The sequence below is a fragment of the Bacteroides rodentium JCM 16496 genome, from assembly GCF_000614125.1.
Lineage (GTDB): Bacteria > Bacteroidota > Bacteroidia > Bacteroidales > Bacteroidaceae > Bacteroides > Bacteroides rodentium.
The window spans coordinates 169,196-184,201 of sequence record NZ_BAKJ01000001.1; the positions used below are offsets into that span (position 1 = coordinate 169,196).

General features: G+C 51.7%; 8 protein-coding genes and 3 pseudogenes. 10 read left to right on the forward strand and 1 reads right to left on the reverse strand.

Annotation, left to right across the window (positions count from 1 at the left end; all coding sequences use genetic code 11):
• The first annotated feature begins 4 nt into the window (after positions 1 to 4).
• The 10 genes and pseudogenes from JCM16496_RS00650 (at position 5) to JCM16496_RS00695 (ending at position 13,521) form a co-directional block, all read left to right on the forward strand.
• A pseudogene (locus JCM16496_RS00650) lies at positions 5 to 1,572 on the forward strand (SusD/RagB family nutrient-binding outer membrane lipoprotein).
• 124 nt (positions 1,573 to 1,696) lie between these two features.
• On the forward strand, positions 1,697 to 4,150 hold the full coding sequence (locus JCM16496_RS00655; protein ID WP_025831619.1) for a glycoside hydrolase family 9 protein: 2,454 nt from the start codon (positions 1,697 to 1,699) through the stop codon (positions 4,148 to 4,150).
• Between the two features lie 12 nt (positions 4,151 to 4,162).
• Complete coding sequence (locus JCM16496_RS00660) at positions 4,163 to 5,188, forward strand: heparan-alpha-glucosaminide N-acetyltransferase domain-containing protein (protein WP_244440165.1); 1,026 nt, start codon at positions 4,163 to 4,165, stop codon at positions 5,186 to 5,188.
• 205 nt (positions 5,189 to 5,393) lie between these two features.
• Positions 5,394 to 6,793, forward strand: a pseudogene (locus JCM16496_RS00665) (family 10 glycosylhydrolase).
• Positions 6,790 to 7,542, forward strand: coding sequence for a carbohydrate-binding family 9-like protein (locus JCM16496_RS00670; RefSeq protein ID WP_025831620.1), 753 nt, complete (start codon positions 6,790 to 6,792; stop codon positions 7,540 to 7,542). The pseudogene JCM16496_RS00665 and the gene JCM16496_RS00670 overlap by 4 nt, the downstream one beginning before the upstream one ends.
• Before the next feature lie 150 nt (positions 7,543 to 7,692).
• On the forward strand, positions 7,693 to 8,808 hold the full coding sequence (gene prfB / locus JCM16496_RS00675) for a peptide chain release factor 2 (protein ID WP_005830350.1): 1,116 nt from the start codon (positions 7,693 to 7,695) through the stop codon (positions 8,806 to 8,808).
• Positions 8,809 to 8,888: 80 nt separating this feature from the next.
• On the forward strand, positions 8,889 to 9,023 hold the full coding sequence (locus tag JCM16496_RS24510; RefSeq protein WP_005830349.1) for a hypothetical protein: 135 nt from the start codon (positions 8,889 to 8,891) through the stop codon (positions 9,021 to 9,023).
• A gap of 19 nt (positions 9,024 to 9,042) precedes the next feature.
• Entirely contained in the window at positions 9,043 to 9,510 is a 468-nt protein-coding gene (locus JCM16496_RS00685; RefSeq protein WP_025831621.1) for a CYTH domain-containing protein, read from the forward strand.
• 34 nt (positions 9,511 to 9,544) lie between these two features.
• The gene (locus JCM16496_RS00690) at positions 9,545 to 10,840 is read left to right on the forward strand and encodes an MgtC/SapB family protein (protein ID WP_025831622.1); all 1,296 of its coding nucleotides are present in this window, start codon (positions 9,545 to 9,547) and stop codon (positions 10,838 to 10,840) included.
• A 149-nt stretch (positions 10,841 to 10,989) separates the two neighbouring features.
• Complete coding sequence (locus JCM16496_RS00695; RefSeq protein ID WP_025831624.1) at positions 10,990 to 13,521, forward strand: TonB-dependent receptor; 2,532 nt, start codon at positions 10,990 to 10,992, stop codon at positions 13,519 to 13,521.
• A gap of 151 nt (positions 13,522 to 13,672) precedes the next feature.
• Here JCM16496_RS00695 and JCM16496_RS21210 read toward each other — a convergent pair.
• Positions 13,673 to 15,003, reverse strand: a pseudogene (locus tag JCM16496_RS21210) (glucoamylase family protein).
• Positions 15,004 to 15,006 lie beyond the last annotated feature (3 nt).

Consider the following 15,006-nt stretch of genomic DNA (forward strand, 5'->3'; position numbering starts at 1 on the left):
TTCCATGTTCTCGGCATGTACGGGTGCCTTTGAAGATTTGAATACGAATCCTAAAGGCGTTTCGGACGAAGAACTGAAACAAGATAACAACTACATTGGTATGCACTTCATTCCCATGATGCAATCCATCTATTACAACAAGGGGGCCGGAACCAATGTATGGGAGTATCAGCTGATTCAGAATTTGAATGCGGACTTATGGTCGGGCTATCTCTCTACGGCTACAGCATTTGCCGGTAATGTCAGCAATGTGACTTATTCCATGAATGCCGGTTGGAATGACAACTGCTGGAGCTATGCCTATAACAATGTGATGGTGGAAAGCTTGAAGATTACGAAGAAATGCCTGGCCGATATGGAGGTTTACGCCCACTTCGAAGCCATCAATACCATTTGCCGCGTAGTGGCGATGTCTCGTCTGGTAGACCAATACGGTTGCATCATCTATACACACTATGGCGAATCTGCCGTAGGCGGTAAGTATGATTCGGGTAAGGAGGCTTACACGAAATTCTTTGAAGAACTGGCAGAGGCTGCCGATGTGTTACGTGCAGCCAGAGAAAAAGAGGTGGCTTCGTTCGCTTCATTTGACTACGCTTATGGCGGCGACTTGGACAAATGGGCTAAGTTGTGCAATACCATCCGCTTGCGCTTGGCCATGCGTATCGCTAATTTTGATGCTTCCTGGGCAAAGAAAGAGGCTGAAGCGGCTATGGCAGACAGCAACGGATTGATTGAAACGAATGATGCAAACTTTGCTATTGCCGGCAATGGTTATTCCCATCCGCTTTATGGCATTGCCTTTAGTTATGAAGACGGGGTGCTGAATGCCAATATTCCGTCTATCTTGGGCGGAATGGGTGACGACCGGCTGAATAAGTGTGCGACTAAGAATGCAGAAGGTAAAATCTGGGGTATTCGGTGCGGTATTAAAGGTTTGGAAATTGATGTTGATAAGGATAAAGGAGAAAATAGAGCTAGATATTTGCCTATTGTCAGCCGTCCTAACGTAACTGAATATACGCCTGCTATCTTGCTACTGCCGCTGAAACCATTTTGTTGGAAGCCGAAGCTGCTTTGCGTGGCTGGAATGTGAACGGCAAGGGAACAGCGAAGGAATTGTATGAAAAAGGTATCAGGACTTCGTTTGAACAATGGGGAGCAAGCTTGGGAGACTACTTGAACAGTACCACTACGGCTGCTGACTATGTAGATCCGATTATTACTGACGCAAGCATTGAAGGACAGAGCCAAGTAACCGTGAAGTGGGAAGAAGGGCTGAGCAATGAGGAGAAGTTCGCCAAAATTGCTACGCAACGTTGGATTGCCATTTTCCCGGAAGGTATGAACGGATGGGCTGAAGTACGTCGTACCGGTTATCCGAAACTGATACCGGTCATGGTGAACATGAGCCAGGGTGAAATTGACACCGACTTGGGTCCCCGCCGTTTGCCGTTTACAATCAATGAGAAGGATAGTAATCCCGATTACGCCGATGCCGTTTCCAAGCTGGGTGGTCCTGATAAAGCCGGTACCCGTATATTCTGGGATGTTGATAAACCGAACTTTTAGGCAGGTAAGGAGATTTGTTTGGGTTTAACATGTCTGGTACATCGAGAAAACGTTGTGTCTTTGTCAGATGAAGCGGGGATTTCTCGGTGTACCTTTATGTCTAATTTATATAGTATCATGTAAAATGAGGGAATATTTAAAGAATATCGCTTTATCCGTCAGTCTGCTTTGCGCCCCTGCTGTCATGCTTCATGCCCAAGTAGATGAAAAGCTGAAAGCCGACATCATCAGCACGGGATACGTGCATAGTCCGTTGCCGATTGACGAAACCAAAGCTTTCGAGACATTCGGCTTGAAAAAGAAAGTGCTGGAAACTGTGATGCTGTGTGATATGGAGGATTTCTCCAAATGGTCGCACAAGGGTGTCGGAACCATCGGGCTGACTGACGAACGTTGCAAGCAGGGCAAGCACAGCCTGCGCCTGGAAGCTCCCGCCCATCCGGAAAAGATATTGGGCTGGGGATTGGGGCGCGGCACCTGTATGGCCTCTTTCGATGTGGGTGGTGCCAACTGGGAGGGTTACAACCGTTTACACTTCTACGTCTATCCCTCGTGCGAAGGAGCACGCAGCATCTACCTGAACCTCTACGTGGAGAACGATGGCGAGATTAAGGTGCCCGACCGCTACGGACGGGAGGGATACCACGAGATTAATTTGAAGAACGGCCAATGGAACGAGTGCTTCGTGGAGATGACCGGCCTGGCCCGCGACAAGGTGACGAAGCTGTCGTTTGCCATCGAAGTGTTCGGACAAGAGAGCACCATGGGCGATGTGTTGCGCTTCGACGTGGACGATGTGAAGCTGCAGACCGTGGATAACCCGGAGACCGTGCGCGGATGGAAGCCGGCGCAGAACCGCATCCTCTTTTCCACCACCGGCTATACGCCCGATGGAGAGAAGGGCGCCATTGTCAATGTGGCGAACCATGATGGCACGTTCCGGTTGAAAGACGCCCGCACGCAGGCGGTGGTTTTCACCGGACAGGTGCGCAAAGAGAAGAGCAGGCTGGGTGAGTTCGAGACCGTCGATTTCTCCGACTTCCGGACACAGGGACAGTACGTCATCCAGGTGGGCGACGTGGTGACACTGCCGTTTTATATCAACAAAGATGTGTGGGACGACTCTGCCTGGCGCATCCTGAACTTCCTCTTTTGCGAACGGTGCGGTTATCCCGTTCCCGGCAAGCACGGTGCTTGCCATACCGACCTGCACGCCACCTACAACGGACAGATTATTCCTTTCAACGGCGGTTGGCACGATGCCGCCGACATGTCACAGCAGACCCTGCAGACGGGTGAGATTTCGTATGCGTTGCTGCAGATGGCTTCGCGTGCCCGCGAAAAAGGAGAGACCGACCTCTACAACCGTATGATGGAGGAGGCCCTTTGGGGCATCGACTACGTGATGCGGAGCCGACTGGGCAACGGCATGCGCCTGCAAGGCTGGGGCACCAATCTCTGGACGGACGGAAAGATTGGCACCGACGATGATGCGGCCCGCCGTGAGGTGCGTGTGCATGACGGTGCACTCGAAAACTTCCTGCTGGCGGGCATCGAGGCGTATGCGGCACAGCTGGTTGACAACGACTCCGCCCTAAAAGGAAAACTGGCGAAGATAGCCCGCGAGGACTTCGGATTTGCCGAGAAGCGCTTCGCCGAAAAGGGCTTTGCCGAGATTCGCGAACGCAACGACCACGGGCATGCCGCCATGGCATCCGAGAGCCAGTACCACGCCAACATCTCGTGGGCGGCAAGCATGCTCTACAAGCTGACCGGCGAACAGCAGTATGCCGACGAGGCTGTAAAAGCCATCCGCTACACCTTGCAGTGCCAGCGCACCGAACCGCTGAAAGACAAAGACAAGACCTGCGGTTTCTTCTATCGCGACTTGGCAAAGAAATCCATTGTGCACTATACGCACCAGTCGCGCGACTATGCCTACATGGAAGCCCTTGCCGCCCTCTGCGAGACACAGCCCGCCCATGCTGAGCGTGACCGGTGGATTCGTGCCATGAAACTTTACGGCGGTTATCTGAAAAACATCATGAAGCATGTATATCCTTATGGAATGCTGCCCAGCGGCATCTATCACAAGGACGAAGTGAAAGACTCCGTCAACTTCTATGCCGTTCAGGTGGGTATCCGCAGCGGTGCCGATAAGGATTTCAAGGAGCAGCTTGAAAACGGCATCCGTCTGGATAAGGAGCATTATTTGAGAATTTTCCCGGTCTGGTTCTCGTTCAAAGGAAATATTGCCGTACATTTGTCTACCGGAAAGGCTGCGGCTATTTGTGCCAGAGTATTGGAGGACAAGGCACTGAAAGACATTGCGGAACAGCAGCTCTTCTGGATTGTGGGCAGGAATCCTTTCGGACAGTCCATGATTTACGGTGAGGGAAGCAATTATCCGCAGCTCTACACGGCACTGCCCGGAGAGACGGTGGGAGAGATACCGGTAGGCATGCAGTCCTACTTCAACGAAGATGCCCCCTACTGGCCGCAGTTCAATACCGCGACCTACAAGGAGGTATGGGGCGCTTCGGCCGCCCGTTGGCTGATGTTGGTTTCTGAATTTTAAAGTTGAAAAGATATGAATGACAAGACTGTTTATTCGCGGCGTAACCTTGCCATCGACATGCTGAGGGCGTTGACCATGTTCACCATGATTTTTGTCAACGACTTCTGGAAAGTGCATGACGTGCCCCATTGGCTGGAGCATGCCGCTTATGGGGAAGATTTTATGGGGCTGGCGGATATCGTATTCCCCTGCTTTTTGTTTGCGGTGGGAATGTCCATACCTTACGCCATTGAGCGCAGATATGCCAAGGGCTTCTCGGCAGAGTCCACCTTGGGGCATATCCTTTCCCGCACCTTTGCCTTGCTGGTGATGGGGGCATTTATAACGAACTCGGAGTTCCGGCTTTCACCGGAAGCTCCCTATCCGATAGGAGTATACTGGTTCTTGATGGCCATAGGCTTTATCGGTGTGTGGAACCAATATCCGAAACCGGCTTCCGGCACTCAGAAGAACCTTTTCCGTGCTTTTAAGATAATCGGAGTATTGGTTCTTCTCTACCTTGCCTTCACGTTCCGCAATCCGCAGGGAGGTGTATTCGGTGCCTATTGGGGAATATTGGGCTCCATCGGCTGGACCTATCTGGTATGTGCCGTCATCTATATCTTCAGCCGTGACCGGTTGCAGTATCTGCTGCCTGCCTGGGGTACCTTTATCCTGATATGCCTGCTGGGTACGCCTTTGCGCGAGGGCTTTGGCGGTGAGGCTATCCTTGCCTTTCCCGAACGCAACTTCTATCAGGGCATGTTGTCCATCCTGCATATCGGCAACGGGGCTTTACCCGCATTTACAATGGGAGGTGTCATCCTTTCCATTCTCAGCGCCCGCTATGCCGGCAAGGGTGACGGCTGGAAACTCCGCAATGGGCTGACGGTTGCCGTTCTGCTTCTGCTGGCCGGCATCGGGACACACCATTTCTGGATTGTGGCCAAGATAGGTGGCACTCCTCCCTGGGTGTTCTATGTAACTGCCATTTCCGTGGGGCTCTACACCCTGCTCGGCTATCTGGTCAGCCATCAGGTCACGGCTGGTTCAACCTGATACGCCCTGCCGGAACGGCTACGCTGACCACTTATCTGGTACCTTATGTCTTCTATGGCTTTGCCGATGTGACCGGTGTTGTCCTGCCGGACTGGTTCACACATGGATTCATGGGGCTGGTCAACTGCCTCTGTTTCGCCTTTGTGGTAATCGGCGTTACCTGGGTGATGGAAAAACTGCATGTTAAACTTAAAATTTAGATAGAATGAAAAAGAGCTTTTTACCTGCATTCTTGCTGCTGTTCCTTGCGCTGGGCATGTTCTCGTGCCAGCAGGGAGCTAAGGAAACAACCAAGGAATATCCCATGTTCTGGACGTGGCTGGACTATCGTCCCGGCATGAACTTCGACTCCATCTGCCAAGTGATGAACGACATCGGCATGGACGGAATTATGCTGAATGCGCCGACTCCCGACGATTACCGGGCTGCCATACCGGTTGCCCATAAACACGGAATCGAAGTGTATGCCTGGCTATGGACCATGAACCTGGAACACGACCGTGACAAGATATTGAAGGAACATCCCGAATGGTTCAGCGTGAACCGTAACGGCAAGAGCCTGGCAGACACTACCGCCTATGTAGCTATTACAAGTTTCTCTGCCCGGCATTGCCCGAAGTCCGCGAGTTCATCAAGGAAAAAATCAAGGCCTACTGCGAAGTGGAAGGCTTGAACGGCATTGCCATCGACTATCATCGTTTTGTGGATGTGGTGCTTCCCACCACCTTGTGGCCCCATTATGGCATTGTGCAGGACCGTGAATACGCTGCGTGGGATTACGGTTACCATCCGGAGATGCTCAGGTTGTTCAAGGAGCAGTACGGTTATGACCCCCGCGAGCAGGAAGACCCTTCGCTTGATGTGAAGTGGCGCCAGTTCCGTTGCGACCAGATAACCGAAGTGGCCAATATGATTGCCGAAGTGGTGCACTCCTACGGCAAGACAATGGCTGCCTCCCCGTTCCCCACCCCGAAGATGGCTTCACGCATGGTGCGCCAGGACTGGGGCAAATGGAACCTCGACATCGTGTTCCCGATGGTTTACCATACCTTCTATACGGGCGATGCCAGCTTCATTTCCGACTGTACGGTTGAGAATGTACGCGACAAGAACGACATGACCACACTATACTGCGGCATGACCGCCACGGACGGGCCGATGATGTTTGAGTGCATGGATGCCGCCTTGAACAACGGCGCCCAGGGAATTGCCGTATTTACGATGCTCGGTCTGCGTTCTCCGGAGGTGAAGAAGCAGTTCAAGGCTTATACGGACAGTGTCAGAGCCGTGCGTGCCGCCAACGGTGGAGTGATAAAGGCAACCTATCCTAAGGTGGCCGAACCGGATCCGTTCAAACACCAAGGCATTATGAAACTGATGCAGGAACGCATGCAGCAAATCATAGCCACGGCTGCCGGGAAGGAAGAGCTGGCTCCGCTGGCACTGGGCGAGTACAAGGAGATGGATTCCTACGACGCAACACGCTGTTATCAGGTGGTAGACAATAATAGCAAGACTACTTTTGATGTGACGTTCTATCTTTACGGCGATGTCGTTTCCGGATGGGATGTAACAGCGGCAGACAAGGATTCTTCTAAGAAATGAAAGGACGTTTTATGATAGTGAGAGATTACGGGAGCAAACTTTTTCTGCTCTTGGTGTTTTCGATGGTAGGCATGGTTTATTGCAATGCTCAGAGTGGAAAGAGTTTGTCCGTAAGGAAAGTAATGTGTACGGCTTCACCGGAAGGTGGGGCTGTGCCGTCCTTGCTGGACGAAAACGGGATAGAGTTTCAGCCCCTTGATGTGGTCAACTGGAAAGACTATCCCTACAAGCCGGAAGTGAGTTTCCGCATTGCCCATACCGGGCATGAGATCCTGCTCCACTATAAAGTGAAGGAAGCCGATGTGCGTGCTGTGGCTGCCGGAGACAATGGCCGGGTATGGGAAGATGCTTGCGTGGAATTCTTTGTATCTCCCGAAGGCGATGATTGCTATTACAATTTCGAGTGCAACTGCATTGGCAGGTTGCTGGTTCAGGGAGGTGCAGTCAATGAGCGTCGTCCCACGGCAAGCCCGGAGGTGCTGGGTATGGTGAAACGTTGGAGCTCGTTGGGTAGCGAGCCTTTTGAGGAACATCCGGGTGAGTGCAGCTGGGAACTGGTGATGGTCATTCCCGTTTCTGCTTTCTTCAAGCATTCCGTCGATTCTTTGGATGGAAAAACAATGAAAGGGAATTTCTACAAGTGTGGTGACAAACTCCAGACTCCCCATTTCCTTTCTTGGAACCCTATCCTGCTGAAACAGCCTATGTTTCATTGCCCCGCCTACTTCGGAACGTTGTCTTTTGAATAGTCTGGGCACGGACTCATCTTCTATACCACGACTTATTGAGCTGATAGCTGCGAAATTATGCGTTTTTTTCATACCTTTGCCGTCCGAAGTGGGATTGATAATACCAACTTCAATCGTCAAATCGTAAATTGTCAAATCGTAAATAGACTCATGATTACCGCAGAACAACTGAAAGATATCAAAGAACGTACCGAGGCGTTGAACCGCTATCTGGACATTGAAGGAAAGAAAATACAGGTGGAAGAAGAGCAGCTCCGCACCCAGGCTCCCGGTTTCTGGGACGACCAGAAGGCTGCCGAGGCTCAGATGAAGAAAGTGAAAGGCTTGCAGCAATGGATTTCCGGCTACAATGAGGTAAAGACCTTGACTGACGAGGTACAACTGGCTTTCGACTTTTACAAAGACGAACTGGTGACTGAAGAGGAAGTGGACGATGCCTATGCCAAGGCAATCACTGCTGTCGAGGCCCTCGAACTCAAGAATATGCTTCGCGAGGAAGCCGACCAGATGGACTGTGTGCTGAAAATTAACTCTGGTGCCGGTGGTACGGAGAGCCAGGACTGGGCAAGCATGCTGATGCGTATGTATCTGCGCTATGCCGAGACTCACGGCTATAAGGCTACTATCGCCAACCTGCAGGAAGGAGACGAGGCAGGTATCAAGACTTGTACCATCGAGATTTCCGGCGATTATGCCTACGGCTACCTGAAAGGTGAGAACGGTGTACACCGCCTGGTACGTGTTTCGCCCTACAATGCCCAGGGCAAGCGTATGACTTCTTTTGCATCCGTGTTTGTCACTCCTTTGGTAGATGATACCATCGAGGTGAACATCGAACCTGCCCGCATGTCATGGGATACCTTCCGAAGCGGTGGTGCCGGTGGACAGAACGTCAATAAGGTAGAATCCGGTGTCCGTCTGCGCTATCAGTATAAGGACCCATATACGGGCGAAGAGGAAGAAATCCTGATTGAAAATACCGAGACGCGAGACCAGCCCAAGAATCGCGAGAATGCTCTCCGCCTTCTCCGTTCCATGCTTTACGACAAGGAACTCCAGCACCGCATGGCCGAGCAGGCAAAGGTGGAAGCCGGTAAGAAGAAAATCGAATGGGGTAGCCAGATTCGTAGCTACGTCTTCGACGACCGCCGCGTGAAGGACCACCGTACCAACTTCCAGACCAGTGACGTGAACGGCGTGATGGATGGAAAGATAGACGGCTTTATCAAAGCTTACCTGATGGAATTCGCGGGAAGCGGAGAATAAATTTTTTCTCTTTCATTTGCATTCTTCCCGAATTTCTTCTTACTTTGTTCATCGTTGAACTTTAAACTATAAAACACACCATGGGAAAAAGTAAAAAGAAAGCAATGCACAGCCAGAAGGAAGAGCAACAAGCCAAGAAAGTGATGATGACGATGGGAGTAATAGCCATTGTATTGGTCATTGCCATGTTCGTGGCTTACTCTTACTGGGGCTGATAAAATCACTGGAAACGACATGCCGCAGGAGATAGAACGGAAATTCCTCGTGACGGGAGAATACAAGCCACAAGCGTATGCACACAGCCGTATCGTACAAGGATACATCAGCAGTGCACGTGGACGGACGGTACGGGTGCGCATCCGCGATGAACGGGGATTTCTCACCATCAAGGGTGCATCCAATGAATCGGGAACCAGCCGCTACGAGTGGGAAAAGGAAATTCCGCTGTGCGAAGCGCGGGAATTGCTGAAACTGTGCGAACCGGGTGTCATCGACAAGACCCGTTACCTGGTGCGCAGCGGACAGCACGTCTTTGAGGTGGATGAATTCTATGGCGAGAACGAAGGGCTGACTGTGGCCGAGGTGGAACTCTCCTCGGAAGACGAGCCTTTCGTGAAACCTGCATTCATCGGACGGGAGGTGACGGGAGACGTCCGCTACTATAACTCGCAACTGATGAAGCACCCTTTCACCACGTGGTAACAAACCAATTGTATGCCGTACTTGTTTAATCGTCATGGAGAAACTTTACGACTACCTGCCAAGAGAACTGGTCACCTTCCTTTTGGTCACCGTATTCTCTTTACTCATCGGGCTTTCACAGCGTAAAATCAGCTTGAAGCGCGAAGGGGAAACTACGCTTTTCGGTACCGACCGCACTTTCACCTTTATAGGCATTCTGGGCTATCTGCTCTATATACTCGACCCTACGGGCTATCGTCTGTTCATGGGAGGAGGAGCCATTCTGGGACTGCTGCTCGGACTGAACTATTATGTAAAGCAGTCACAGTACCATGTGTTCGGAGTAACCACCATCATCATTGCACTCATCACCTACTGCATTGCTCCCATTGTGGCCACACAGCCGTCGTGGTTCTACGTCATGGTCATAGTGACCGTCCTGCTTTTCACCGAGCTGAAACACACCTTCACGGAACTGGCCCAGCGCATGAAGAACGACGAGATGATTACGCTTGCCAAGTTCCTTGCTATCAGCGGCATTATCCTGCCGATGCTGCCCAATGAGAACCTTATTCCCGGCATCAACCTGACGCCATACAGTATTTGGCTGGCCACGGTGGTTGTATCGGGCATTTCCTACCTTTCTTATCTGTTGAAGCGCTATGTCTTCCATGAGTCGGGCATTCTGGTTTCGGGCATCGTGGGAGGCTTGTACAGCAGCACGGCTACCATTTCCGTACTGGCGCGAAAGAGCCGCAAGGCCTCTGCGCAGGATGCTCCCGAATATGTGGCGGCCATGTTGTTGGCGGTCAGCATGATGTTCCTCCGTTTCTTGATATTGATAGGTATTTTCAGCCGGGAGACGCTACTGGCCATTTATCCCTACCTGCTGATAATGTCGGTGGTGACGGCAGCCGTGGCATGGTATCTGCATTCCAAGCGGAAACGGGTGGACGACGGCACGCAGACCACGGAGGACGAGGACGGCAGTAACCCGTTGGAGTTCAAGGTAGCGCTGATTTTTGCCATGCTGTTTGTGGTGTTCACTATCTTGACCCACTATACGCTGGTGTATGCCGGCACGGGTGGACTGAACCTGCTCTCTTTCATTTCGGGGTTCAGTGACATTACTCCTTTCATCTTGAACCTGCTTCAAGGAACGGGCAGTGTGGCGGTGCTGGTGATTACGGCTTGCAGCATGCAGGCTATTGTCAGCAATATAGCGGTAAACATGTGCTATGCGTTATTCTTTGCCGGCGGAAAAAGCCCTTTGCGCCCGTGGATATTGGGAGGATTTGGCTGTGTGATTGCCGCAAATATCTGTCTGTTACTTTTCTTCTATTTCCTCTAAATTGCTTTCTTTTTGCTTTTTTAACTCCGAAAGTCTCGTAAATGCATGAAAAGGGGCTATTTTTGCCGAATTCATTGTGACAAAACTCTAACAGAATACGTCTAATTCCAAGACAATAAACATGAATAGTCACTAAATATAAAAACGCAATGAGAACAAAATGGACTGTGCTGCTATGGATGCTGATGATTTCGGGACTGCTTGCAGCGCAAAACACGGCAAACACTTCTTTCCAGGTTAAAGGAATTTTGCTTGACTCACTCACCCAGGAGGGTGAACCTTATGCTACCATTAAAATCGTGAAGAAAGAGGCCCCTGCAAAGGCGCTGAAAATGCTGGTAACGGACATGAAAGGCCAGTTCCAGGAGAAAGTACCCGGTACGGGCAACTTCGTGATGACCATCACTTCCGTGGGACGTACTCCCATCGTGAAGGACTTTTCTGTGAAGGCAGGGGAGAAGCTGGTGGACTTCGGCACGCTGTATATCGTAGATGCCTCCAATGAGCTGGGGCAGGTGGAAGTAGTGGCGCAGAAGCCTCTGGTGAAGGCAGATATCGACAAGATAGAGTACAATGTGCAGGACGACCCTGACGCCCAGTCGAACTCCGTGCTGGAAATGCTTCGCAAGGTACCGTTGGTAACGGTGGATGGCGAGGACAATATTCAGGTGAACGGGAGCAGCAGCTTCAAGGTATACGTCAACGGAAAGCCCAACAACATGATGAGCAACAACCCGACGGAAGTGCTGAAAAGTATGCCTGCAAACAGTATCAAGCATATTGAAGTGATAACCAATCCCGGCCCCAAGTATGACGCCGAAGGTGTGGGCGGTATTCTGAACATCGTCACCGTGGGCAGCGGACTCGAAGGCTATACGGCTACGTTCAGTGCCAACGTCAGCAACCGCGGTGCAGGCGGCGGGGCATTCGGTACCATAAAGAGTGGAAAGCTGACCGTCAGCGCCCGCTACAATTACAATTACAACGACCAGCCCCGCAACTACAGCAGCGGCAGCCAGCACGTGACACCGGAAGCTGTTACGGAGAATTCTTCCAATCTGGACTATGACGGCAGCAACAAGGGACACGGTTCTTTCCAGTCGGGCAGCATGGAGGCCAGCTACGAAATAGATACATTACGCCTGGTCACCATGTCTTTCGGACTTTGGGGCGGTGGGAACAAGAGTAACGGCTCTACGGACTACATCGCTACTTTTCCGGAGAACATAAACGCTGCTCCCATTTACAGCTACTCTGCCTTCAACCGCAGCAAGTCTTCCTGGTATTCCATCGACGGAGGTATCGACTACCAGCGTCTGTTCAAGGTCAAGGACCGCATGCTGACGTTCTCCTACAAGATAAACACCCGTCCGCAAACGTCGGATTCCTATACGGAATATGAAATAGACAATGGCTATAACCCCGATTGGGCGGACTATCTGAACCGCTTGAAGAACCAGCATAACGACGGTGAGCAGAATACCACGGAGCATACGTTCCAGGCCGACTATACCACGCCTATCGGCAAGCTGCATACACTGGAGGCAGGTGCCAAGTACATTCTGCGCAACAACTCCTCCGAAGACGACCGTTTTGATGCGGACGATACCGGAAAGTATGAATACAACAAGGACCAGAGCTCGCACTACAAGCATTTGAACGATATTATCGCCGCCTATCTGGGATATGGACTGAAGGTGAAGAGACTTTCGGGCCGTTTGGGATTGCGCTACGAGCATACCATCCAAGATGTGAAGTATCTGGTGGGCCGCGGCGAGGATTTCACAAAGAACTTTGACGACGTAGTGCCTTCCGCTTCCATCGGCTACAAGCTGACGGATATGTCCAATCTGCGTTTAGGATACAACATGCGTATCTATCGTCCGGGAATCTGGTCTCTGAATCCTTATCTGAATGATACGGACCCCTCCTATATCAGCCAGGGTAATCCGGAGCTGGACAGTGAGAAGAGCCATGCTTTCAACTTGAGTTACAGTAACTTCACACAGAAGTTCAATATCAATATCTCGGCCCGCTACTCGTTTACCAACAACAGTATTGAGAATGTGACAAGGCTCATGCCCGATACGGAGATTGAGGGATTGAAGAACCCCACGGGCAAGGATGTGCTTTATTCCACCTATGCCAACATCGGTAAGACCCGTTATGCCAGTGTGAACGGTTACGTCAACTGGAATGCCACTCCACGTACACGTATCTACATGAACATGAGCGGCAATTACTCTTATCTGGAGGGTAGTGAAGGCATGCGTAACGATGGCTGGAGCCTCTTTGCCTACGGTGGTGCACAGCAGACGCTGCCCCATGACTGGCGCATCAGTCTGAATGTCTTCGGACAGACACCGTGGATTATGCTGCAAGGTAAGGGCAGCAGCTTCTTTGATTATGGCTTGAGCGTCAACAAGTCCTTCCTGGACAAGCGCCTCACCTTGTCTGCCTTTGCCAGCAACTTCTTCAAGAAGTATATGGACCAAAGCTCCACCACCGAAGGCAACGGTTTTATACGTGAAAGCAACTATAAGTACAGCCGCCAACGCTTCGGCATAAGTGTCAGCTACCGTATCGGCGAGCTGAAGGCAAGCGTGAAAAAGGCTGCGCGCACTATCAGCAATGATGATGTGAAGAGCGGTGGCAGCGGTTCCGGTGGCGGCGGTGAATAAGTTGTAAATACATGAGGGTGTCAAAATTCACCACAGATTACACAGATTTGCACAGATAAGCATCTTTGATTATCAGTAGATTAAGTCCATTCTGTGTTAATCCGTGTAATCTGTGGTGAATTTTGACACCCCCCATTTTTATGATAGTAAGTTACTTGCTGACTGTTGAGAACCCCAACTCCTTCAGCCCTTTCTGCACATCCGGATGACTCATGAAGAGCTTCCACAGCAGCCCCGACCGGTAATTTTCAATCATGACGGCTATCGGGCCCTGGTCAATGGCGAGGTAACGTTGCGGATACCAGTTGTCCGTTTCGCTGAAAGCATCGTAGAAGCCATAGGGGCCGAAGACCTTATCTCCCATCTCGTAGAGGTGGCGCATCACTTGCAACGACTGTTCCGGGGTATAGACGATGGATGACAAGGCGGCGGTTGGAGAGATGACTCCCTGGTCGTCGCGCTCGTTGGGAGCGTGGGCGGCATATCCGTTGACGGAGTAGCTGGCTGTCAGCCCCCAGCAGTCGGGCCCGAAGCCTTTGTAGTGCTTGGGGTTGCGGACACAGTAGGCACGGTTCACGAGCGTCAGGTTACGCATCTCGTCGAAGTAGTTGGCGCAGTATTCATCCTTCAGCGGTGGGGTCGAGGCCGAGGAACGAGTATTGCGCCCAGAAGAGCGGTCCGGCTTCTGTGCCTTGATAGCGCAGATGCAACTCGATATTCTCCACTTTATGGGGGGCTACAATGGCCCCGTTCTGCGCCCATCCCTCGTGATAGACTGTTGCAGGCACGCCGTGGGTAGGCGAGGCGGCGGCAAGGATATACATGATGAGGCATTCGTTGTAACCGTGTACGGGAAAGTTCATTTCCCAACCGTATTCCGGACTCCAGTGCCAATAGAGCACGTTCTGGCCGTTCTGGCGGTAGAAGTTCCAGTCCACTTCGCGCCACAGCTTGTCGATGCGGGCGGCGAGGGCTTGCTCTTGTTCACTTCCGTTTACATAGTACTGGTGGACAGAGAGCAGCGCCTGCATGATGAAGGCTGTTTCCACCAGGTCGCCGCCATTGTCTTTCCGCCCGAAGGTTTCACCTTGCCCGTATCGCCATACCACCAGTGCGGGTAGGCACCGTGGAAACGGTCGGCGGTTTCGAGGAAGGAGACGATTTTCTCCATCCGTTCCAGCCCTTCCTGGCGGGTGACATAGCCGCGGTCTATACCGGCAAGTATGGCCATGATGCCGAAGCCGCTTCCGCCGGACGTGATTACGTTCCGGTCGTTCTCCGGATAGACACCGTCCATGTGGATGCGTTCGCGTGCCAGTCCGCTGTTGGGCTCGGCACCTTCCCAGAAGTAGTTGAAGGTGCGGCGCTGCACGGTGTCCATCAGGCATCGTCACTCAGCCGGTCTTCTTTGGCGGCGGGGCTTTTGCATTGCGTGAAACCGAGCAACAGCAGGAACAATAATAAACTGTATTGTATTTTCATGTC

What these genes read in the sequence shown, in the direction of transcription:
- JCM16496_RS00655 (WP_025831619.1), top strand. Translation starts at nt 1,697, where the DNA reads ATGAGGGAATATTTAAAGAATATCGCTTTATCCGTCAGTCTGCTTTGC.
- JCM16496_RS00660 (WP_244440165.1), top strand. Translation starts at nt 4,163, where the DNA reads ATGAATGACAAGACTGTTTATTCGCGGCGTAACCTTGCCATCGACATG.
- JCM16496_RS00670 (WP_025831620.1), top strand. Translation starts at nt 6,790, where the DNA reads ATGAAAGGACGTTTTATGATAGTGAGAGATTACGGGAGCAAACTTTTT.
- prfB (WP_005830350.1), top strand. Translation starts at nt 7,693, where the DNA reads ATGATTACCGCAGAACAACTGAAAGATATCAAAGAACGTACCGAGGCG.
- JCM16496_RS24510 (WP_005830349.1), top strand. Translation starts at nt 8,889, where the DNA reads ATGGGAAAAAGTAAAAAGAAAGCAATGCACAGCCAGAAGGAAGAGCAA.
- JCM16496_RS00685 (WP_025831621.1), top strand. Translation starts at nt 9,043, where the DNA reads ATGCCGCAGGAGATAGAACGGAAATTCCTCGTGACGGGAGAATACAAG.
- JCM16496_RS00690 (WP_025831622.1), top strand. Translation starts at nt 9,545, where the DNA reads ATGGAGAAACTTTACGACTACCTGCCAAGAGAACTGGTCACCTTCCTT.
- JCM16496_RS00695 (WP_025831624.1), top strand. Translation starts at nt 10,990, where the DNA reads ATGAGAACAAAATGGACTGTGCTGCTATGGATGCTGATGATTTCGGGA.